18 protein-coding genes are annotated in these 21,358 nt (G+C 63.1%); 13 read left to right on the forward strand and 5 right to left on the reverse strand.

What is annotated here, in order from left to right:
• Positions 1–171 precede the first annotated feature (171 nt).
• Positions 172–2,616, forward strand: a complete 2,445-nt coding sequence (locus tag Q9451_RS13940) for a UvrD-helicase domain-containing protein (protein ID WP_012272924.1) — start codon at positions 172–174, stop codon at positions 2,614–2,616.
• 4 nt (positions 2,617–2,620) lie between these two features.
• On the opposite strand, the gene Q9451_RS13945 is transcribed toward Q9451_RS13940, so the two are convergent.
• On the reverse strand, positions 2,621–7,090 hold the full coding sequence (locus Q9451_RS13945; protein ID WP_071984465.1) for a DUF6543 domain-containing protein: 4,470 nt from the start codon (positions 7,088–7,090) through the stop codon (positions 2,621–2,623).
• Between the two features lie 191 nt (positions 7,091–7,281).
• Here Q9451_RS13945 and Q9451_RS13950 point away from each other — a divergent pair, with 191 nt between their 5' ends.
• The 4 genes from Q9451_RS13950 to Q9451_RS13965 all read left to right on the forward strand — a co-directional run bounded on the left by Q9451_RS13950 (position 7,282) and on the right by Q9451_RS13965 (position 10,479).
• A complete protein-coding gene (locus Q9451_RS13950; protein ID WP_345960957.1) occupies positions 7,282–8,208 on the forward strand; it encodes an alpha/beta fold hydrolase in 927 nt (308 codons plus the stop codon).
• Between the two features lie 75 nt (positions 8,209–8,283).
• On the forward strand, positions 8,284–8,703 hold the full coding sequence (locus tag Q9451_RS13955; protein WP_012272921.1) for a VOC family protein: 420 nt from the start codon (positions 8,284–8,286) through the stop codon (positions 8,701–8,703).
• Positions 8,700–9,479: an alpha/beta hydrolase gene (locus Q9451_RS13960; RefSeq protein ID WP_012272920.1), complete on the forward strand. Its 780-nt coding sequence runs from the start codon at positions 8,700–8,702 to the stop codon at positions 9,477–9,479. The genes Q9451_RS13955 and Q9451_RS13960 overlap by 4 nt, the downstream gene beginning before the upstream one ends.
• A gap of 118 nt (positions 9,480–9,597) precedes the next feature.
• The gene (locus Q9451_RS13965; RefSeq protein ID WP_012272919.1) at positions 9,598–10,479 is read left to right on the forward strand and encodes a sterol desaturase family protein; all 882 of its coding nucleotides are present in this window, start codon (positions 9,598–9,600) and stop codon (positions 10,477–10,479) included.
• Here Q9451_RS13965 and Q9451_RS13970 read toward each other — a convergent pair.
• Complete coding sequence (locus Q9451_RS13970; RefSeq protein WP_012272918.1) at positions 10,462–11,148, reverse strand: AraC family transcriptional regulator; 687 nt, start codon at positions 11,146–11,148, stop codon at positions 10,462–10,464. The genes Q9451_RS13965 and Q9451_RS13970 overlap by 18 nt on opposite strands.
• Before the next feature lie 194 nt (positions 11,149–11,342).
• Between Q9451_RS13970 and Q9451_RS13975 the strand changes: the two genes are divergently transcribed.
• Positions 11,343–13,022 carry an MFS transporter gene (locus Q9451_RS13975; RefSeq protein ID WP_012272917.1) on the forward strand — a complete coding sequence of 560 codons (1,680 nt, stop codon included), beginning with the start codon at positions 11,343–11,345 and terminating at the stop codon, positions 13,020–13,022.
• 63 nt (positions 13,023–13,085) lie between these two features.
• On the opposite strand, the gene Q9451_RS13980 is transcribed toward Q9451_RS13975, so the two are convergent.
• Together Q9451_RS13980 and Q9451_RS13985 are read right to left on the reverse strand one after the other, a co-directional pair.
• Positions 13,086–13,655, reverse strand: coding sequence for a hypothetical protein (locus Q9451_RS13980; RefSeq protein ID WP_012272916.1), 570 nt, complete (start codon positions 13,653–13,655; stop codon positions 13,086–13,088).
• A gap of 36 nt (positions 13,656–13,691) precedes the next feature.
• Positions 13,692–14,078, reverse strand: coding sequence for a VOC family protein (locus tag Q9451_RS13985; protein WP_012272915.1), 387 nt, complete (start codon positions 14,076–14,078; stop codon positions 13,692–13,694).
• 164 nt (positions 14,079–14,242) lie between these two features.
• On the opposite strand from Q9451_RS13985, the gene Q9451_RS13990 reads away from it, so the two are divergent.
• The gene (locus Q9451_RS13990) at positions 14,243–14,425 is read left to right on the forward strand and encodes a hypothetical protein (RefSeq protein ID WP_041166532.1); all 183 of its coding nucleotides are present in this window, start codon (positions 14,243–14,245) and stop codon (positions 14,423–14,425) included.
• 149 nt (positions 14,426–14,574) lie between these two features.
• Positions 14,575–15,480, forward strand: a complete 906-nt coding sequence (locus Q9451_RS13995) for a LysR family transcriptional regulator (protein ID WP_041166739.1) — start codon at positions 14,575–14,577, stop codon at positions 15,478–15,480.
• 48 nt (positions 15,481–15,528) lie between these two features.
• Here Q9451_RS13995 and Q9451_RS14000 read toward each other — a convergent pair whose 3' ends face one another.
• Positions 15,529–16,002: a YMGG-like glycine zipper-containing protein gene (locus Q9451_RS14000; RefSeq protein WP_012272913.1), complete on the reverse strand. Its 474-nt coding sequence runs from the start codon at positions 16,000–16,002 to the stop codon at positions 15,529–15,531.
• A 428-nt stretch (positions 16,003–16,430) separates the two neighbouring features.
• On the opposite strand from Q9451_RS14000, the gene Q9451_RS14005 reads away from it, so the two are divergent.
• The 5 genes from Q9451_RS14005 to Q9451_RS14025 all read left to right on the forward strand — a co-directional run bounded on the left by Q9451_RS14005 (position 16,431) and on the right by Q9451_RS14025 (position 21,319).
• Positions 16,431–17,777: a hypothetical protein gene (locus Q9451_RS14005; RefSeq protein WP_012272912.1), complete on the forward strand. Its 1,347-nt coding sequence runs from the start codon at positions 16,431–16,433 to the stop codon at positions 17,775–17,777.
• A gap of 132 nt (positions 17,778–17,909) precedes the next feature.
• Entirely contained in the window at positions 17,910–18,506 is a 597-nt protein-coding gene (locus Q9451_RS14010) for a paraquat-inducible protein A (RefSeq protein ID WP_012272911.1), read from the forward strand.
• Positions 18,503–19,147, forward strand: coding sequence for a paraquat-inducible protein A (locus Q9451_RS14015; RefSeq protein WP_012272910.1), 645 nt, complete (start codon positions 18,503–18,505; stop codon positions 19,145–19,147). Before Q9451_RS14010 ends, Q9451_RS14015 begins: the two co-directional genes overlap by 4 nt.
• Complete coding sequence (locus Q9451_RS14020) at positions 19,131–20,771, forward strand: MlaD family protein (protein WP_012272909.1); 1,641 nt, start codon at positions 19,131–19,133, stop codon at positions 20,769–20,771. Before Q9451_RS14015 ends, Q9451_RS14020 begins: the two co-directional genes overlap by 17 nt.
• 11 nt (positions 20,772–20,782) lie before the next feature.
• On the forward strand, positions 20,783–21,319 hold the full coding sequence (locus tag Q9451_RS14025) for an ABC-type transport auxiliary lipoprotein family protein (RefSeq protein WP_012272908.1): 537 nt from the start codon (positions 20,783–20,785) through the stop codon (positions 21,317–21,319).
• Positions 21,320–21,358 lie beyond the last annotated feature (39 nt).

A 21,358-nucleotide genomic window follows, 5' to 3' on the forward strand; every position in this document is an offset into this window, starting at 1 on the left:
AACAGTGGAATGACGCCATGATGCGCTAAAGAAACATCGAAAATAAGCGTAAATATCGGCTTAAAACAATCTATTTATTGGATTGAATATGCTGCCAAGCGTTATGCGCTTCATCGCCTAATCCACTGATCTGCAAGCATTCGCTGGCGATTTTTCGTCGATGCGGCGAACATGCCCGTTGTTTTGATTTTCAACGGAGTGACCGTGGCCCACGAGCAACCCCAGGCCCTCGCCGACCTTACCCCTCCTGCCCAGTTGCCCTGGTTTCGCCGCCTGGTCGCCCGCCTGCTGGGGCGTGGCCTGACCCGCTTGCAGGCCCAGCACCGTGACTCCTGGTCCCTCGGCCACGCCACTGGCTATGAGGCTGGTCGCCAGGTGTTGGTGATTCGCGATTCGCGCCCCGACACAACCGCTGTGCCTGGCCAGGACGACAACCTGTTCGACGACTGGCGCCTGCCGTTGACAGCCGAGCTGAAGAAGCGCTTCAAGGCGGATGTCGCCCAGCGCCTGCCTACCGAGGCGCAGCCCAGCGCCGCGCAATGGAAGCTGATCTTCAGTGACACCCCTTCCACCTGCGTGGTGGCAGGCGCCGGGGCAGGCAAGTCCACATCGTTGGTGCTGCGCATCCTGCTGTTACGCCATTACCTGGGCTATGAGCTGGATGCAATGACCGTGGTGACCTTCACCCGCGAGTCGCGTAAGGACTTCATCAAGCGCCTGTTGCAGGTCTTCGCCCTGTGGCAGATCAACCTGCAACCGGTGCAGGCCCGCGAGCTGGTGCGCACCTTCCATTCGCGCATCCTGCCGCTGGTGCGCAGCCTGCCGGGCTTCGGCCAGGTGCGAGCATTCGAAACACTGGGCAACGAGATGCCTGCAGGGCGTGAAGCCGAGGCTGACAGCAACCCGTTCGATCTGCGCCTGAACGACGCCCAGCGCCAGCAGCTCAACCAGTGCTACAGCAGCTTGCTGGGCGAGAGCCCGCGTTTTGCCGAGCTGGTAGGCCTGTTGCGCAGCGAAGCGTTGCAGCTCAAACCGCTGGACCCGAACAACCCCGACGTGCAGAAGCGCGCCCAGGTAACCCAATTGGCGGCCCAGCGCGACGATGAACTGTGCGACGTGATCGAGGACCTGTGGTTCGCTGCCGGTGCCTGGCCGATCAAGGGCATCGAACCCTGCCGCGAAACCGTCGACATCCGTGGCAGCCGCTTTCATGTGCATGGCCGTCTGCAAAGCCAGGGGCCGTTGGTGGTGCTGGGCTTCGACCCGGCGGAAAGCGCGCAGTACCAGCGCCCTGGCGCCAAGCTGGCAGTGCGTGCGGAGTGGGCGGTCAAGCGCACGCTGTTGCAGGCTTTCTGCGACAGGCCACTGATCTGGCTGGACAACTACGCCATGGCCCGGCGCCTGGCCGCATCGTTGGCAGGCGATGCGGTGGCTGGCCCCGGCTTCGAGTACAAGGTCAAGGGTGAATTGGCCCCGGCGCCACTGCTGGATGCATTCGTCAGCGCGGCCAACTTCATCGAGAACCTTGGCCTGGACGTTAACAACGCGGTGGCGGCCATGAGCTTCCCGTCCGGCGACAGTGATGCACGGTTCTTCGAAGCCCTGGCGCTGTATTGGAAAGCGCTGGAAATGCACCTGCTGGACCAGTCGCCGCCGGTGATGAGCTACAACCGCATGTTCGCGCTGTTCGGCGAAAACAACCCGGAAAACCTGCAACTGCTGCCCGACCCGTTGCTGCGGCCATTGGCGCACCTGATGATCGACGAGTTCCAGGATGTGTCGCCGCAGATCGTCAGTTGGCTGCGTGCCAGCCTCGCCGAAATCCGCCGACGCGGCCCGGCCATGCATACTGGGCGCCACGCCCAGCATTCGTCGCTGCTGTGCGTGGGTGACGACTGGCAGTCGATCTACGGCTGGCGTGGCAGTTCGCCCAAGTACTTCATGGAGTTCACCAAGGCCTTCCCGTCACCGGCCAATACGCGGGTAATGCTGGTCGACAACTATCGCTGCCAGCAGCAGGTGATCGACGCAGCGGAGCACCTGGTCAAGGGCACCCCAGCGATTGCCGGCAAGAAAGCCCGTGCCAGTGGCCCGGCGGCCGAGCTGCCCGGCTCGCCGGTCAAGGTGTTCGACCGTGACGAGGCCGCCCTGGGCGAAACGCTGATCGAGCATTACCAGCGCGGTGAGACGGTCATGATGCTGTACCGCAAAGGCAGCGACAGGGCCTTGATGGCCGAGCACCTGCAAGGCGTATTGCACGCCGACGCGGCGCTGCCGGCCGAACAGCGTCGGCTGCGCCAACTGACTTACCACAGTGCCAAGGGCCTGCAGGCCGATGCGGTGTTCATGCTGGGCGACTGCCAGTACCTGACCAGCTCGCCGTACAAGAATCAGGTGTATCGCCAAGCCGGCTTGGGCAAGGCTGGTGATGCGCAGGCGTTCGATACGGCGCAGAAGGAAGAGGTGCAGCGCCTGGCCTATGTGGCGGTGACCCGCGCGGTGCAGCACTGCTACTGGCATGTGGAGGCCGCCAACGGCGATGCCGCGGTGGCCCCACGGGCGTCGAGCCAAGTGGATGGCAGACAGGCCTTTTTCGAAGACCTGCGCGGGCAGTAGGGCGCTATCTGTTCGGGTCTTGCAGGCGGGTAAGCGTTTCGAACAACGCTTCGCGCTGCTGCTCACGCCCGGCGTTCAGGCGCCGGCTGGCCAGGTCGTAAGCCTGGCTGCCAAGGTCCATTCTTTGCAATTGACCACTGCCGTCCAACGCTGGCGCGGGCAGCGCCTCGCCGATGGCTTGCAATACCGTACCATCCAGCGAAGTGACGGCTTCGTTTTCAGCGTCCAGGCAATAGTCCAGGTACTGCATGCCTTGGTACCACCGCTCATCGAGCGTGGCGAACTGGCTGGCGAAGTGCTGGGCAAGGTAACGTTGCCAGCTGGGCTGCCGCGCAACCCATGCCCTGCGCTCTGTGGCGGTTTGGTCGAATTGCCGGACGGCGTGTTCGACATTGCTTTCCACCCGTGTCGAAATCATCGCTTCGCGGCGATACAGCATGCCTTGGCTGGTTTCTGGAAAGTCGAGTGGCACTGCCAGTGACTGGCGCAAGGCCAGGCGTATTTCGATCAGGTCCGTCCCGCCAGTGAGCAGGGCGTTGTCACTCAGCTCGTCGAGGCTGTCCAGCGCAGGCACATCAAGCCTTGCGGGCTGTGCCTGGGCAGGTAGCCGCTCCAGCTCCAGCAAGCGTGCCTGGCGCGCCAGTCGAGCGAGCTGGATCCGTTCGCCCAGCGCGTTGACCATTTCCCGGCGATAGAGGGTTCTGAAAAAGTTGAACAGGTAGGCGGGGCGCTCTGCTTCCTGGGCCAGTTGGCTGAACACCTGTGCTTCAATTTCGAGGGCGCTGAACGCATCGGTACCGGCGTCGCCACAGGTAGGCGGGTAGTCTTGTGCGACATTGTCCAGATGGGTGCGCAGCGCCTCATCCTGCCCGGCCTGTTCGAGCAACCGCCAGACCTGGTTACTCAGCCCGCGCAAATCCTGCTCGGCTTGCTGCGAGCGAGTCACGCGTTCGATGACATCGCGTAAATGTCGGTTTGCATCGCCCTCGAACAATTCGTTCCAGAGCTGTGTCTGTTCTGGGCTGGCATCCACGAGCCAGAACTCCTCGCTGATATCCGACAGTTGATCGTCGCTGTGCACTTCGACGCCGGCCGCGCGTAGCCGGCGGTTGCTGTTGGCATCCAGGTCGTTTTCGTTGAAGTCCCACAAGGCATCGCGGTTTGCACGCAGGGCATCGGCAAAGGGGCTGGTCAGCAACTGGTTAAGGTCCGGCACCTCGGCGATCGGGTTGTAGCTCAGGCTGAGGTGGCGCAATTGCAGGTCGGCCTGCGCCATCAGTGATGTGAGGCCGCGCGGCCACTCATGCAGGCTGCAGTTGCGCAGTTGCAGGTTGGTCAGGCGGGTCAGACCGGTCAGGTCGGGGGCCTGACCCAGCGGGTTGTTGGTCAAGCGTAGGCCGCGCAATTGGTGCAGGCCGGTGAATCGTGCTGCCAAGGCATCACTCAGCGTAATGTGGTTGTACTCCAGATCAATGTATTCGAGGGGAAGCTGTGCAAGGGTCTGCAGGTCGGCTTCGCTTAGCTGCAGCCTGTTCAGACGCAGGCTCAGCCGGCGCAGGCGGGTCAGGCCGGTCAGGTGTTGGCGCATCCCGTCGGTCAGGCTGCCCAACTGGTTGTTGCCCAGGTCCAGCTCTTCCAGTTGCGGGGTGGACGCCAGTGCACGGAACAGGCCGTCGAAATCGAGCTCTGGGCTTTGCGCCAGGCGCAGGGCGCGCAACGAGGGGAAACTCTGGAAGAAGTCTGCAGGTATCTGACGGATGCCGATAGCGCGAATGTTCAGGGTGGTGATGTGATCGAAGCGCGCCGGCAGTGATGGCAGGGCGTCGACTTCCAGGCCTTGCAGTGTCAGGCTGTCGGGGTCGTCACGGCGCCAGGCGGCATTGAACAGGTCTCGCACCACGTTGCGTGCGTTGCGCTGGTTCTCGTTACCCTGGCTCGTCCAGTCACGCAGTGTGTTGTCGAGGCTGTTGCGCTCGGTTTCCAGCGCCCTGATCTGCGCCGCTACGTCACCGCGCTGGCGCAGTTGGCCGAGCAAAGTATTGCGCTCGCTTGAGCTCAGGCTGGGGTACAGTGCCCGCAATCGTCTATTTGCCGTATTGGTCCAAGGCAGCCTTCCACTGAGTGGGTAGCCAAGGCGGCCATCGGCCAGGCGCATCGGCGAACGGTAGCCCGGCCTGATGGGTTGCTGCCCGATCAGCCGTGCCGCATGCGCCCGGTTGGCAATCGCCACCTCATACCGTTGGTGAGGATCAAGCTCAGGGTGTTCGGCCTTGAGTGCGGCATCCAGCACTTCACTGTCGGCAGTGGCCAGGTCAGGGCGATACAGCCCCAGCAAGGCCCTGCTCAAGCGGGCATGTGCCTGAAGCCGCCGGGCCTCTTCGGCGACGCGCAAAGGCACCCTGCCTTGGGCCAGGCGTAGGCGCTCACTGGCGCAGGTCCTGGCCATGAGCTGCCGGATGGCGCGCCCCGGCAGCCCCGGAAACTGCCTGGCCAGGGGGTGGGCTCGATCGGCAGGGCTGAGCTGATCCCGTGCGCTAAGGCGGTCGAGTGCATCGGCCAGCAAGGCAGGCGGTTGCTGTGCGGCAACCTGGGTTTGGCGAAGTTCGTCGCCTTGCACACCGGAGCACGCTAGCGCTGCCTTCAGCGCTTCGTCAGTCAGGCCGTCACTGATTGGCCCTAAGCGGCGCAACAAATACACGTCATCCCATTCCAGCGGCGTTTCATGTTCTGCGCGCCATGCGCCTGCACCGTATTCGCGCACTACCGGCCGATAAGCCTGTGGGGCCAGTGGGTGGGGGATGCGCCACTGGCCCCGCTCATGCACCTGTTCGTAGACAACACCATCGATGCGAATGTAGTGGCGCCCGTCTACCGTGTAACGGCCTTGTGCGTCGGGCTCAAGGTGTTCGGCAATCGATACCGGGCTTGCACGGTCCTTCAACGTGGGGTTCCACAGGTAGTCGTTGCCATCCTTGACGATGCTCTGCATGGCATCGACGAATCCTGAGGCCTTCAGCGCTATGGTGGCGCCGCCCATGGCAGCCACTGTGACAATGTTCAGCAACACCGACTCAAGCTGGGCCACAGCCGCTTCATTGTCACCTTCCTCCCACGCTGAAATGCCCTCGAACACGCTGCCCATGATCTGCGCGGCGCCGATGGTCAGCATGATCGGGTTCAGGCAGGGTACGACCATGGCGGCGACATTCAGCACGGTCATGCCCAGGTCCAGCCAGTATTCGATGTTCTGCAAGCGTACCCTGGCGTCAACATCTTCTGTGGGAACCGCCACCTGGCGAGCATCGGCCCGCAGACGTACAAGATGGCGGGATTCCAGCTGTGCCCAAGGGACATCTGGCAAGGTGCTGTCGATGGACTCCAGATGTATCGACTTGCGAGGTTGCCGCTGCGCTCCCTGGTCGGCGTTGCTGTAAAGGGCGCGCTCAAGCTGCTGGTTCAACGCTGCCTGTTGCGATTGCAGCGCCAGGGCGACGAAGCGCTTGCGGTAGTCGTCCTGCAGCAGTTGCTGGCGCAGGTACTTGCGTGCATCGCCCAGCGAGGCAAATTCCCTGAGCGCATCGCCATCTGCCGGGTTGTAGAGAAATACCGGGTCATGGGTGCGGTTTTGCGTGGGCGCGATGAACAGCAGTTCGTGGATCGGGATGCCAAACAATTGCAGCTGCCAGCAACGCAGGGGGCGGCCCTGATAGGTGGGGTCGGCGTTTTCGGCACCGAGGCCATGCAGCGCGAAAGCGCTGGCGTGGCTGAGGTGGCCTTTGCAGGCCGCAATACGGGTTTGCACGCGGAACTCGCCACGCCGTGCGGTGATGGCCAGTGACTGCAGCTCGGCTTTGTTTGCACCGCCGTAGACCTGGTCAAGGTGCTGCTGGTAGCGCTGGCCCAGGTCAAGCGCACGGCACTGGTCGATGAACCCCGCCACTGACATCCCTGCGATTGGCCTGATGTCCTGGCGGCCGTGCTGCAGGCGGCTGAAACGGGTGGTATCGGCAGTTCCTTCGAAATTGTGCAGGGCCGCTTCGAGCAGGCTGCGATACTGCGGGTCACCTTTGGGTACGATCTCGCCCAGCTCACCTGGTACTACAGGGCCACTCGGTATCCCGTCCGGTTGCCTGACGGCGGTGGCTTGATAAACGTATTGCGCCTGAGTGACCGGGGTGTCGATGCCCAGTTGCTTTTGCAGCAGTGGGGCGCAGAACGCAGTGACGCCCTGCAAGTCGCTCAGCGCAGCCTGCAGGGCCCTGCTGCTGGCGTCGCGAGTGGCGATGGCGCGCTGCACGGCCTGACGGGTGAGTGGGTCTGCCTGGCTGTACCAAGGGTAAGCATTGCCTTCGGCATCCTGATAGTCCTTGCGCAAGCGCGCCAGGATGCGACTGGCGTGTTCGCTGTGCAGCGCCTTGCTCCAGCCGGGCAGGGACTGTGTCATTTGCGCGTGGTGGTAAGGGGTGTGGCTCATGTCGTAGCTCCGTGGTCGGTCGCCGCTATGGAGCCGCAGGCGCAGGCGCGAGGTGCGGTAGATAATTGCCTGCCCGAGTCGGTGATGCACATGCGGTTGTCGGCGAGGGGCCAGCAGGTGAGCCGTGGCTGGGCCAAGGTGGTGTGCCGGCCTGACGAGTACGCGCCAGGCACCAGTCAGGGAGAGAGAGCATGCGTTCGCCGTTCAGTCCCAAGGACCATTTACTGGACCTCGACGGTATCGAGATTGCTGTGCGCTGTTGGGGCCCGGAAGAGGGGATACCGGTACTGGCCCTGCATGGCTGGCTGGACAACGCCGCCTCGTTCGAGCGCCTGGCACCGATGCTCGATGGTTGCTTCGTGGTGGCGCCCGACCTGGTCGGCCATGGCCGTTCCGACCATCGTCGTCATGACAGTGGCTATTACCTGTGGGAACACGCCCAGGACATGCTGGCTGTGGTCGACAGCCTGGGCCTGGCGCAGTTTCATGTGCTGGCCCATGGCATGGGCACTGGCGTAGCGTCGCTGCTGGCGGCCATGACCAGTGGCGTTGCCAGCATGACCTTCCTCGACGGCATGGGTGCACCGTTCACGGTGGCCGAGGATGACCGCGTGCAGCACCTGGCACGGGCCTACCGGCTCAAGCGCATGGTACAGCGCAGCCAGTTGCCGGGTATTGCCGAGCCGGACGCGGGCCGCTTCGACGACCTGGACACCGCCCTGGCGCAACGCCGCGAACGCCTGGACACCGAGCTGTCGGAGGGTGCCGCACGGCTGTTGGCGTTGCGCGACCTGCTGCAACTGGGCGATGGCTATTGCTGGCGCCACGATCCACGGCTGGTGCTGCCCGAACCCATGCCGCTGACCGAGCGCGAAGCCTGCGACCTGCTCAGCCAGATCCGCTGCCCGTTGTACCTGCTGTTTGGCCGCCAGGGCGCATTCACTGGTGAGGCCTTTGTCCGGCGTCAGGCCGCCTTGCCCAGCCAGGCGAAGGTTTCCTGGCACCCGGGCGGGCACCACTTCCACCTGGACGCCCCGGACCGCGCGCTGGTCGACCAACTGCTGCGTATCTTGACGCGCCATGAAGGGGGCGTGCTGCAACGGTTGGTTAACGAGTAGCTGATTCTGGCCACGCCGGGCGAAGCTGGGCTATGGTGGCGACGGTACTCGCACACACGGCATAAGGAGCCCGGCATGCGACCGTTCGCTATCAAGCACATAGACCATCTTGTTCTGCGGGTCCGTGACCTGCCGCGCAGTGTTGCCTTCTACACCGAGCTGCTGGGCTGCAATGTCAGCCGGGTGCGCGAAGACCTGGGCATGGTGCACCTGGCCACGGGCACAGCGATGATCGACCTGGTGACCCTGGACGGCCCGCTGGGCCAGCCAGGCGGGGCGGCACCGGGGCTGGAAGGGCGCAACCTGCATCACTTCTGCCTGCGGATCGAGCCGTTCGACGAGGCCGCACTGACGGCCTACCTGGAGGCCGCCGGGGTAACGGTAGAGCCTGCGGAAAAGCGTTATGGCGCCGAAGGCGAAGGGCTCTCGCTGTACTGCTACGACCCGGATGGCAACCAGGTCGAGTTGAAGGGGCCGGTGGCGGAGGCGGTATGAGCGGCCTGCACATTCGCGAGCACTGGATCGACACCTCGTCAGGCAAGCTGTTCGCCCAGCAGTGGGTGCCGCTGCAGGCACAGGGGGCGCCTATCGTCCTGTTGCACGATTCGCTGGGTTGCGTGGCCTTGTGGCGCGACTTCCCGGCGCAGCTGGCGCAGGCTACCGGGCACCGGGTGATCGCTTACGACCGCTTGGGCTTCGGTCGTTCCGACGCACACCCCGGCAGGTTACGCCTGGGCTTTGTCGAGAACGAGGCGCAGCAGGGCTTCACGGCCCTGCGCGAGTACTTTGACATAGCTGATTTCATTGTCTTCGGTCACAGCGTTGGCGGCGGAATGGCCGTGGCCTGCGCTGCGGCATTCGCCAGCCAGTGCATGGGGTTGATCACCGAGTCGGCGCAGGCCTTTGTCGAAGCCCGCACACTTGAAGGCATTCGGTCAGCGGACCAGCAGTTTGCCGAGCCTGGGCAACTGCAGCGGCTGGAGCGCTACCACGGCAGCAAGGCCCAATGGGTACTGCGCGCCTGGGTGGACAACTGGCTGGCCGAGGATTTTGCCGACTGGAACCTGGATACCGTTTTGGCGCAGGTTCGCTGCCCCTTGTTGAGCCTGCATGGCGATAACGACGAGTTTGGCTCGTCGGCGCACCCCGAACGACTGGTGGCGCTGGCGGGTGGGCCTGGGGTGGCGCGACTGCTGCAAGGCTGTGGGCATGTGCCACACCGGGAGCAGGCAGAGGTGGTGCTGGCGGAGGTCGTGCAGTTCTTGCGGTAACGGTTTTTTCAAGCCAACGCGGGCGATTTGCAGGCGCGGCCATGCATGCGCCGTTCTTTCAAGCGCTCACCTGGGCTGAGGCTCAACACTGGCGGCTCCTGACTACCTGGAGTCGCCCATGCGCACCCTATACGCCCCACTGTTCTTCTTCGGTTTCATTGCCGCCGCCTTGTCATTGGCAGCCCACCCGTTGTGGCTGGTGCCACTGCTGGCCAGCGCAGTGCTGCTGTCATTCGCCTGTGAGCGGCTCATGCCTTACAAGGCTGCCTGGAACCGGGCACAAGGCGATGGCCGTCGCGACCTGTGCCATGCGCTGTTCAACGAGTGCCTGACCCTCGCCAGCGTGGCAGCCATCCCGCTGCTTGCCCACTGGCTCCCGGAAACGGGCCTGTGGCCGGGCCACTGGCCGTTGGCCTTGCAGTTGCTGCTGGCCATTGCCTTGGCCGACCTGGGCATCACGCTGGTGCACTACGCCAGCCATCGCAGCCCGCTGCTGTGGCGGCTGCATGCGGTGCACCACAGTGTCACCCGCCTGTACGGCTTCAACGGTTTGATGAAACACCCTATACACCAGTTGCTCGAAACCCTGGGGGGCACCTTGCCGTTGCTGCTGCTTGGCTTGCCCGTCGAGGTGGCATCGCTGCTGGCGTTCAGTGTGTCTATCCAGCTGTTGCTGCAGCACAGTAACGTGGACATGCATATTGGCGGCTGGCGCCATGTGTTCGCCTGGGCACCGGTGCATCGCTTGCACCACCTGAAGTACGGCACTACCGGCGACGTCAACTTTGCGCTGTTCTTCCCCCTGTGGGACCGCCTGCTTGGCACGCGGCTGTACCTGCCAGGCTATACGCTGGCGGACGACGACATGGGCATCGGTGATCGGCCGGACTATCCGCAGGCGTACCTGGCGCAACTGCGTGAGCCGTGGGCAAGCGCAGATGTTCAGCCACCGGCGGTATTGCCGGCAGGCCTGCGTCAGGCGTTAGCCGAACGTACGTAGGCGCAAGCGGCGCAAAGCGGCACCTGGGCTGAGGCCGAATTGCTGGCGAACGCTGCGGGTGAAATGCGCCGAATCGGCAAACCCCGCCGCCAATGCCGCTTCGGTCAGGCTGGCGCCGCCCAGCGCCTGTTGCAGGGCCATGCGCAAGCGCTGCCACAGCACCAGCCGGCGCACGGACAATTTCAGTGCGCCGCTGAACAGGCGTTCCAGTTGGCTGAGCGACAGCGCAGCAGTGCTGGCCAGTTCCTGGGCCGGCAAGGCCTGTTCGTCGAGTGCGCGGATGCGCTCGAGGGCTTTTCTCAGGCGCGGGTCGAGCGGCCGGCGCGGCCAGTGCATGAGGCACTCTGCCAGTTGCTCTGTGCTGTTGCCGGCTTGCTTGCAGGCCAGGGCAAGGTCTGCCAGGTCGAAGGCCAGCGGTTCGGCAAACACGGTTAGGCACGGTACGCCATGGCTGAGGATGGCATGGGGTTGCCGCGACGCGATGAACACCTGTGGGCCGCTGCAAATCCGCTCGCCCAGGCGCACCTCGACATCCGCACCAAGGCCCACAAGCACCTGATGCGCGTAATGCACATGGCTGTCGGTCCTGCCCAGCGTAGACCGCAGCAGGCAGTGATCGTCCGCCAACCAGATATCGCCCTGCCAGCCGGGTGTTGCCGTGTCGTCCATGCTGCCCTCTGGTGTATGGCCAGGCGGGTGGATATCCCGGCAATCCCGATTATGCTTCATTTACCTTGCTGCGATCCGAGGCGGCCCGCCTCGTCGTGCTTCGCGCAACCCAAAGCAAGCCCCAGCGCCTGGGTGCGACGGTGAAGTGGTTGTGAGGTGCTCCGGCCTGCATGACGACATGACGGAGGCAACCCATGGCGGTTCTCGACAGCGCATCCACGGGCAGTAGCGCGCCCCAACGCGGTATCACCAAGGAGGAGCGCAAGGTCATCTTCGCCTCGTCCCTGGGCACGGTGTTCGAATGGTACGACTTCTACCTGTACGGTTCTCTCGCCGCGATCATCGCCAAGCACTTCTTTGCCGGGGTCAATGAAACCACCTCGTTCATCTTCGCGCTGCTGGCTTTCGCCGCCGGGTTTGCGGTAAGGCCGTTCGGCGCCATCGTGTTCGGCCGGCTGGGCGACATGATCGGGCGCAAGCATACCTTCCTGATCACCATTGTCATCATGGGCCTGTCGACCGCACTGGTGGGCTTGCTACCCAGCTACAGCGCGATTGGCGTGGCTGCGCCGGTCATCCTGATTACCCTGCGCCTGCTGCAAGGCCTGGCCCTGGGTGGTGAATACGGCGGCGCGGCCACTTATGTGGCCGAACATGCACCCAAGGGCCGACGGGGCTTCTTCACCGCCTGGATCCAGACCACGGCCACGTTGGGGCTGTTCCTGTCGTTGCTGGTGATCATGGCGTGCCGCACCGTCATGGGCACCGAGGTGTTCGAAGCTTGGGGTTGGCGGGTGCCGTTCCTGTTGTCGATCTTGCTGCTGGCGATTTCGGTGTACATCCGCATGCAGCTCAACGAGTCGCCGGTGTTCATGAAGATGAAGGCCGAAGGCAAGGCGTCCAAGGCACCGCTGACCGAGTCGTTCGCCCGCTGGGACAACCTCAAGGTGGTGATCATGTCGCTGCTGGGCGGTACCGCAGGGCAGGCGGTGGTGTGGTACACCGGGCAGTTCTATGCGCTGTTCTTCCTGTTGCAGATGCTCAAGATCGAGCCGCAGACCGCCAACCTGCTGATTGCCGGCTCGCTGCTGATCGGCACGCCGTTCTTCATCTTTTTCGGTAGCTTGTCTGACCGCATTGGCCGCAAGAAGATCATCATGGCCGGCTGCATCATCGCCGCGCTGACCTATTTCCCGATCTTCAAGGCGTTGACCGAGTACGGCAACCCGGATGTGTTCGTTGCCCAGGAGCAGAACCCGGTCGTGGTGGTGGCCGACCCTGGCCAGTGCGCATTCCAGTTCGACCCGGTGGGCAAGGCCAAATTCACCAGCTCCTGCGACATTGCCAAGAGCCTGCTGGCCAAGCGCGCCATTCCCTATACCAACCAGGCGGCCGAGCCTGGCAGTGTGGCGCAGATCCGCATTGGTGAGCGGGTACTGCCCAGCTTTGAAGGCAGCAGCATGGCCGCCGCGGACTTCAAAGTGCAGAGCGAGGCCTTTACCGCCACCTTGAGTGGTGCGTTGAAAGAGGCCGGCTACCCGGAAAAGGCCGACCCGGCGAAGATCCACTACCCGATGGTGCTGTTGCTGCTGACCCTCCTGGTGATCTACGTGACCATGGTCTACGGCCCGATCGCCGCCTGGCTGGTGGAGCTGTTCCCGGCGCGTATCCGCTACACCTCGATGTCGCTGCCTTACCACATCGGTAATGGCTGGTTCGGCGGTTTTCTGCCGACGGTCGCGTTTGCCATGGTGGCGGCGACCGGGGATATCTATTACGGCTTGTGGTACCCGATCGTGATTGCGGTGATGACAGCGGTGCTGGGGATCTTCTTCCTGCCGGAAACCAAGGACCGTGATATCAACCACACCTGATTAATGAAGTTGCCTGTAAGTGTCTCTTCGTGGGTTAACCCGCGAAGAGACCCGCAGAGGCTATCAATCGAAATAGCCACGCAGGCCAAAGGCATATCCTGTATCCACCTCCGTCGCCTCACCCCGGCTCCAGCGCTTCTTCAACACGAACTCGAACGCCGGCTCGTACAAGCCTTCGCGCACCAGCGCCCCGGCCAGCACCTCCACGTCGTACCAGCCATTGTCCAGCTCGATGATCGGCCGCCCCGGCACCTGGTAGCGGGCCATCAGGTCACCCAGGGTCTTGGGTGTGAAGTGCTGCAGGATGCGCCAGGTATAGAGCATCACAGCACCGTGCTCGACGCGCAGCACATAGCCATTGCGCCGATGTTTCAGGCGGCTGCCGGCTTCGCGCAGGGCCGGTGTGTAGCCATCAAGGGTGAACAGGATGCGATAGGGCAGATTGTCGACCCCGGCCAGCGGCAGCACGATGCCTTCGCGCACCGCTTTGTCGCCGCTGTCGTCGTGAGTGAAGGCGTAGGCCAGGTCGTCCGGTAGCTCGTGCTCCTGCTTGAAGCGCTCTAGCAACTGGATATCGCCAAGCAGGAAGTAATCGACCAGGTCGTTGAGGACTTCGCGGAATTCGTGGCGCATCTGTTTTCCTTATTGGTGCGCTTAGGTTGGGGGCTTTCAGTGTTTCTGGGCGATCTGGATCAAGTTGCCACAGGTGTCATCGAACACGGCCACCGTGACGGGGCCCATGTTGGTGGGTGGTTGGGTAAACTGCACGCCCGCCGCGCACAGCCGGGTGTATTCGGCCTGGATGTCACGTACGCCGAACGAGGTGGCGGGAATACCGTCCTGCTTGAGCGCGGCCTTGTAGGTTTTGGCGGCCGGGTGCGCGTCGGGTTCCAGCAGCAGCTCGACGCCGTTGGGGTCATTGGGCGAAGTCAGGGTCAACCAGCGGTGCCGGCCCATGGGGATGTCGTGCCTGGGCTCGAAACCGAGTACGTAGTGGTAGAAGGCCAGAGCCTTGGCCTGGTCGTCGACGAGAATGCTGGTGACCACGATCTTCATAGGCGTACACCGTGTTCCTGATGCCGTTGGGTATCAGTAAAGACGTTTGGGGGTATTTAACCAGTTCGCTGTGGGCCTGCCGTGAGGGTGTTTCCAAATGGGTTGGTGCAGACGCCAGCATTTAAGTTGTTCGGGCAACACAATTCAAACCAGGAGTGAACACCATGCAAGAAGAACCCATGGATCAACTGCCCGATACCTCTGAAGCGTCGCTAGAGGACAATGCTCAACAACCGGAAAGCCTTTCCAGGCGCAAGCGGAGTGTCACCACTTCCGTGGGATTGCAATGCGAGGCAGGCTACAAGATGGTAGGTGACGACTGCGTGATGATAGCGTCGTTCGAGTGAACCGACGTTGAGGGGTGCAGGGCACCCCCCCCCACAAAAACCTGCTCAAGCCATAGGTAAATCCTTCATCACCCAGCCCCCACTTTGCGTTCGCGGGAGGTAAAGTGTCAGGCATGATCCCAGCGCCGACAGGCGTCAAAGAGGTGCCCGTGGCTGCTTATACCCTGCGACAACTCAAGTACTTCGTTACCACCGTGGAGGCTGGCAGCGTTGCCGAGGCCTCGCGCCAGCTGTACATCGCCCAGCCGTCCATTTCCACCGCCATCAAGAGCCTGGAAGAAAGCTTCGGCGTGCAACTGTTCATCCGCCACCACGCCCAAGGCGTGTCGCTGACGCCCAGCGGCAAGCGCTTCTACGCCAAGACCCGAGCGCTGCTGCAGATGGCCCACGAGTTCGAGCAGAACGCCCTGGCCGACAACGACACCGTGGCTGGGCAGATCGATATCGGCTGTTTCGAAACCGTGGCACCGTTGTACCTGCCTCGTTTGATCGCCGGCTTTCGTCAACGTTACCCTGGCGTGGATATCCGCCTGCGCGACGGCGAGCAGCAGGACCTGATCCAGGGCCTGACCGCCGGTACCTTCGACCTGGCGTTTCTCTATGACCACGACCTGGATGGCACCATCGAGGCCGAGCCGTTGATGCCACCGCAAAAGCCTTATGTGCTGCTGCCGGAAAACCACCGCTTTGCCGGCCAGGCCCAGGTGTCGCTGCGCGACCTGTGCCCGGAGCCGATGATCTTGCTGGACGTGGCCCCCAGCCGCACCTATTTCGTCAGCCTGTTCAACGAAATGGGGCTGACGCCAAACATCGTCTTCAGCTCGCCGTCGATCGAGATGGTGCGCGGCATGGTCGGGCAGGGCTTTGGTTTTTCGTTGCTGGTCACACGGCCGCACACGGAGTACACCTACGACGGGCAGCGCTTGGCAATGCTGGACATTACCGAGCCAGTGGCGCTTTCTGGGCTGGCTGCGGCGTGGTTGAAGCGCGTGCAGCTGACCAAGCCTGCGCAGTTGTTCGTGGAGTTTTGTCGGGAAGAACTGGCGAAGTTCTGAAGCTGAGCACGCCATGCCTCACCGGCAGGGGCATGGCGTGCCGGTTGCTCAGGGGTTGACCTGATAGCCGCGCCCCTGCAGGCAGCCGCTGTAGGCGCTGGCATGGGCCTGGGTTTTTGCCTGGTCCTGGCTGCGCCTGTCCTGACGCCGGTCCTGACGCTGGCGCATGCCTCCGACCGCGGCACCGGCGGCGGCCACTTCGCCGGCACGGTTCTGCCGGTACTGCTGCTTGGCGTCGTCACCTACCCGGTCATACAGCTCGTCGTGCTGGTTACCGCGTACCTGCGCGCCTACCGCGCCGGCGGCGGCACCCGCGGCCGCACCGCGTACCCGTCCACCGACATGCGGGTCGCTGGACGTCGCCGTGCTGTTCGCGGCATTGCTGGCGACGGTATTGCAATCGTTGATATCCAGTTGCATCTGCTGGCTGCTCTGGCCCTTGAGCGGCACCACCGACTGCGCCTGGGCCGCCGATGCCGCGCACAGCAGTAGCAGCAGGTAACTCCACGTGAACGTACGCATGGCACACCTCCACTGGGCGGAAAGCCCGCTTCACAGAATAGTTCGGCGGTAAGACGGTGATAGGCAAAACGACCGGAAATCGGCTCGGCATGCCAAACGGCTGGCAGTTTTTGCCGTTTCGCCTACACCTGATAGCAAGGAAGAACGGCAAGCGCTCGACAGGAGTCGACACGCGGCACAGCCCGCATACCCCCCTGCGCACACTCCGTTTACACACGCTTTCGATCAACCCTGGCCAAACGGCCTGAGATGTACGCGTTCGCTCGGCAAAAAGCCGGCAGGGAGGTGCGCCACACGCCATTCACTCACCCGTGACAGCCGGCCGCGTTCGGGCGAACTCGGCCCAAAAACAATAAAGGAGTCCCTGCATCCGCCATGGGCACGCGCCCTGTCGATGCCAGGAGTGCAGCCGATCAAGGAGATCATCGATGAACCAGCCCCAAGGAACACTTGCCACACTGGCCATGACGGCCACCCTGTACAGCCTCGCCGCACAGGCCGGTACCTACCCGGACTATGGCTACGCGCCACCCGACAGTTACGAAGGGACCAAATTTACCCTCAGCCAAAACTATCCGACGTCACCGCCCAATGGCGTGCCGGCGTTCTTCGGCAAGTTGCCTGCCAAGCGCGACAACAACTTCGAGACATGGCGCCCGTACATGGAGGCTGCGAAGCGCTATTGCCTGGAGGGCAACGTCGAGGCTGACTGGTATGTGCAGCACAACAAGGTTCGGCAGTGGTACCACATGCCGTGGCAGCATTACGGCCCGCTGGGGCGTGAGGGCATACACGGGCTGACCAAGGAGGCGCAGATTCAGGTCAAGCAACTGGCCAGCACGCAGACGGCCACCGGTCAAACCTATGCCGTGGGGATTTATAACGACATTGGCGCCTACACCATTGGGCAAGTCTGGAAGGACCCGAACAACCCAGACCCGAGCCATACCGCCCAACCCAACAGCTTTGCCAACGGCACGGTGGTGTGCAAGGCGCTGTTCGCCGACATCGACCGCAGCACGGTGCCGTTTCTGGCCAACCCGGTGCTGTGGCAGGGCTATATCACAGACACGTTCACCTCGGCCAACCGCAAGCTCAAGGACGTGGCGTTGATCCAGATGGACGTAGCCGTGCGCGACACGCGTATTGCCGAAACCGGGTGGATCTTCGGTACCTTCCAGTACAACGGGGCCATGAGCGGCAAGGCCAGCTGGGACAACCTTGTGCCGGTGGGCGTCATGTGGGGCAACGACCCTCAGGTGACCAGCAATGAGTACACCAACCCACAGCCCACCCAGACCCGTATCAACAAGGCACTGCAACAGACCGCCATCAACGCCGATACCCGTGAACTGCCGCCTACCCACCTGGGTTGGAACGGTCGACTCAATGGGCCGGTGGACAACCCCAACAGCTCCTGCCTGAGCTGCCACGCCACCGCCGAGGCGCCGCAGGTGGCGATCATGAACCCATTGTTCCAGAAAAACCCACCGAAACCGGGCTCCGCCGAGTGGATGAAATGGTTCCAGAACATCCCGGCGGGGCACGCCTTCACCCCAGGTACGCAAAGTACCGACTACAGCTTGCAGATGTCGGGTGGCCTGGTGAACTTCTACCAGTGGAAGTGCGACATGAGCGGTATCTATGCGGACGGCAGCAATGCCTGCGCCAAAGTGGCCAGCATGAAGTTGAAGATGTCGGTGCCGGGCAAAGCCGCACAGCAGCCCGTGCAGCGTGTAATGCGTGATCCAAGCCTGGAGCAGTTGCTCGAGTAGCGCTGGGCTAACCTCCGGGCAGCCGTTGCCCGGAGGTTAGCGACGATGGGCACACCCGCTGACGCATTGCGCTTTTCCCGTCTAGGCTTGCTGACGTAGGTGCTGCCTGCAGGTCTATCCGTGGGAACCAACATGACCCAGCCCCAAGATCTGATCATTTGCGAATACTGCGACACGGTGTACCAGCGTGTGCCATTGCTCAAGCACCAGCGTGCCCTGTGCCCGTGCTGTGGCGGCGTGCTGTACCGGCATACGTCGCTCACCATCGAGCAGCGGCTGGCGTTGAGTGTGACCGGTGGCGTCCTGCTGGTATTTGCCAATGCTTACCCGGTCATGACCATCGGGATGCAGGGGCTAACCCATTCGGCGACGTTGTGGGACGCGGTGCAGATCCTCAGCCACGGCAGTATCACCTTCATCGCCTTGGTCATGGCGTTGTCGATCATCTTCGCACCGCTGTTGCAGATTGCCTTGTTGTGCTGGGTGTTGAGTTTTGCCTTGGCCGGCCAGCGTGCCCCCGGTTTTGCCCTGTGCATGCGTGGCCTGGAAAGCCTGCGACCGTGGAGCATGCTGGAGGTGTGCCTGCTGGGGGCGATGGTGGCGGTGATCAAACTGGCGGGGTTGCTCGATGTAATCCCCGGTATCGGCCTGCTGGCCCTGGCCGCGCTGAGCATGCTGATCATCCATATTGCCGGCAAGGACATCCGCGACTTGTGGGAGCAGGTATGACAACCCCGGCCAACGCAGACGACCTTGGCTTGTGCCTGTGTCATGGCTGCGGCCAGGCCTGCGACATGAGTGGCGGTGCGCACACCTGCAACCGTTGCGGCGCGGCCATTCACCGACGCAAGAGCAATGCCATCAGCCGTGGCTGGGCGTTTCTGCTGGCGGCGCTGGTGTTCTATATCCCCGCCAACCTGCTGCCGGTGATGCACACCGAAATGCTCGGCAGTGGCAGCGACAGCACCATTGGCGGTGGTGTGCTGGAATTCTGGGAAGCTGGGGCCTGGGACATTGCGCTGATCATCTTCATTGCCAGCGTGGGTGTGCCCGCGATCAAGTTTTTCTCCCTCGGCCTGCTGCTGTACACCGCCCAGCGTGGTTCCACCTGGGCTTGCCGACAGCGTTCGCAGTTGTACCGCTTCGTCGAGCTGATCGGCTACTGGTCCATGCTCGACGTGATGGTGGTGGCGCTGGTGGCGGCGCTGGTGCAACTGCGCGGGCTGGGCACCATCGAGCCACGGGTGGGTATCCTGTTTTTTGGCATGGTGGTGGTGCTGACCATGTTCTCTGCAATGAGCTTCGATCCACGCCTGATCTGGGATAGCCATGCCAACGAGGGAGGCCGCATTGATGGGGCAACAGACTGACAAGCGCGACGGTACAGGTCAGGTTGACGTGCGCACACGGCGCTGGGGGGTGTCGCTGGTCTGGATCGTGCCGATTCTGGCTATCCTGATCGGCGCATCGCTAGTGGTACGCAACTGGATGCAGCAAGGGCCGGTGATCACCATTTCCTTCCACAGCGGGGAGGGGTTGGTGGCGCACAAGACCCAGGTGAAATACCGCAGCGTGGTGATTGGCGAAGTGACCACGGTGGACCTGGCCGAGGACAAGAAGAGCGTGGTGGCCAACGTGCAGCTGTCCAACGATGCCCGCTCTTTTGCCACCCAGGGCGCGCGCTTCTGGGTGGTGCGACCGCGCATCGGCGTAGGCGGGGTTTCCGGGGTGGACACGCTGCTTTCGGGCAGTTTCATCGGGGCTGATTCCGGTGAGTCGAAAGTGCCGGAAAAGTCCTTCGTCGGGCTGGAGCTGCCGCCGCCGATCACCTATGACGAAAAGGGCAAGCGTTTTGTCCTTACCGCCAGCGATCTGGGCTCGCTGGATGTCGGCTCATCGATCTACTACCGCAAGATCCCGGTCGGTGAAGTGGTCTCTTTTGCGCTGCAGGACGATGGCAAGGGCGTGGAGATTGGCGTGTTCGTGCAAGCCCCCTACGACAGCTTCGTCACCGCCGACACGCGCTTCTGGAATGCCAGTGGTGTCGATATGCAGATTGGCGCCAACGGGCTGAAGGTCGATACCGAGTCGTTATCATCGATCCTGGTGGGGGGGCTGGCCTTTGGTTCGCCCGATTTCGCCCCGCAAGCCGAGCCAGCTGCCGACCAGGCCCGCTTCCAGCTATTTGCCGACCGCGACTTGGCGCTGGCCCCTCCCCACGGCCAGGCGCAGTACCTGCAACTGCGCTTCGACCAGGCCATGCGCGGCTTGTCGGTGGGTGCGCCGGTGGAGTTCAAGGGTGTGGAGTTTGGGCGTGTTACCTCTATTCAGCTCGATTACGACGCCGCCAGGCAGACCTTCCCGGTAGTGGTGGATGCAGTAATCTACCCGCAGCGCCTGGGGCCGGTGCACCGCAAGATGCTGGCGGTGTTCAAGCACACCGAAGGCGACATGGATGGTGCGCGGGAGCTGATCGGCACGTTTGTCGAGCATGGCCTGCGGGCCCAGGCGCGCAGCGGCAACCTGATCACCGGGCAGATGTTCATTTCCCTGGATTTCTACCCCGATGCCCCCAAAGTCGCCTTCGACATGGCCGCCAACCCCATCATCATCCCCACGTTGCCGGGTAGCCTGGAGCAGTTGCAGGAGCAGCTGCAGCGGGTCGTGGAACGCATTGCCAAGCTGCCGCTGGAAAGCATCGCCGGCAACCTCGACGGCAGCCTGCGTGAGCTGCGCGCCAGCCTCAAGCAATTCAATGGCCAGACACTGCCGGATGTAAAAGTGGCGCTGGACGAAGTGCACAAGACCCTGCGCACCGCCAACTCGGCCATTTCCGAGGACTCGCCGCAGCGCGAGCGAATGGGCGAAACACTGGATGAGCTGGAACGCATGTCACGTTCGCTGCGTGACCTTGCCGATTACCTGGGCCGCCACCCCGAGTCACTGATTCGTGGCCGGCCGAAAGCGGCCGGGCCCGCAGACCTTGAGCCCTGAGGAGACAGCCGATGCAACGACTACGCAATGTTTGTGTGGCTAGCCTGCTGGTATGGCTCGGGGGCTGCAGCAGTACGCCGAACAACTACCACACCTTGGTACCGAGTGAGCCGGCGCGTGACAGTGGCCAGCGCATCCAGGTGGTCAGGGTGGTCGTCCCGCCCCAGGTCGACCGCCCACAGTTGGTGGTACGCGAAGGGCAGAGCGGCCTGGCCATCCTTGAGACGGAATGGTGGGGGGCCAACCTGGTGGATGAGTTCCGCAGCGCCCTGCAAGACCAGTTGGGTGGCCCGGCGGGCGGCGGCAAGGCGGCTTTGCGGGTGGATGTGCAGCGCTTCGACACCGTGCCGGGGCGTTACGCCTCGCTGGAGGCCGTTTGGCGCCTGAAGGTGGCGGGGCAGGCTGAGCTGACCTGCCGCACCTCGGTGCAGACTGCGGCTGACAACAGCATCACCAGCCTGGTGAATGCGCATCAGGCCAACCTTCGCAAACTGGCCGAGGCGGTGCGGGGGAGTGCCGGGCGGGGTAGTTGTTCGCCTGTGGCCTGACCCTACATAGAGCCGTTGTGGGAGCGTCTCCTGCGAACC

Source organism: Pseudomonas sp. NY8896, assembly GCF_039634505.1.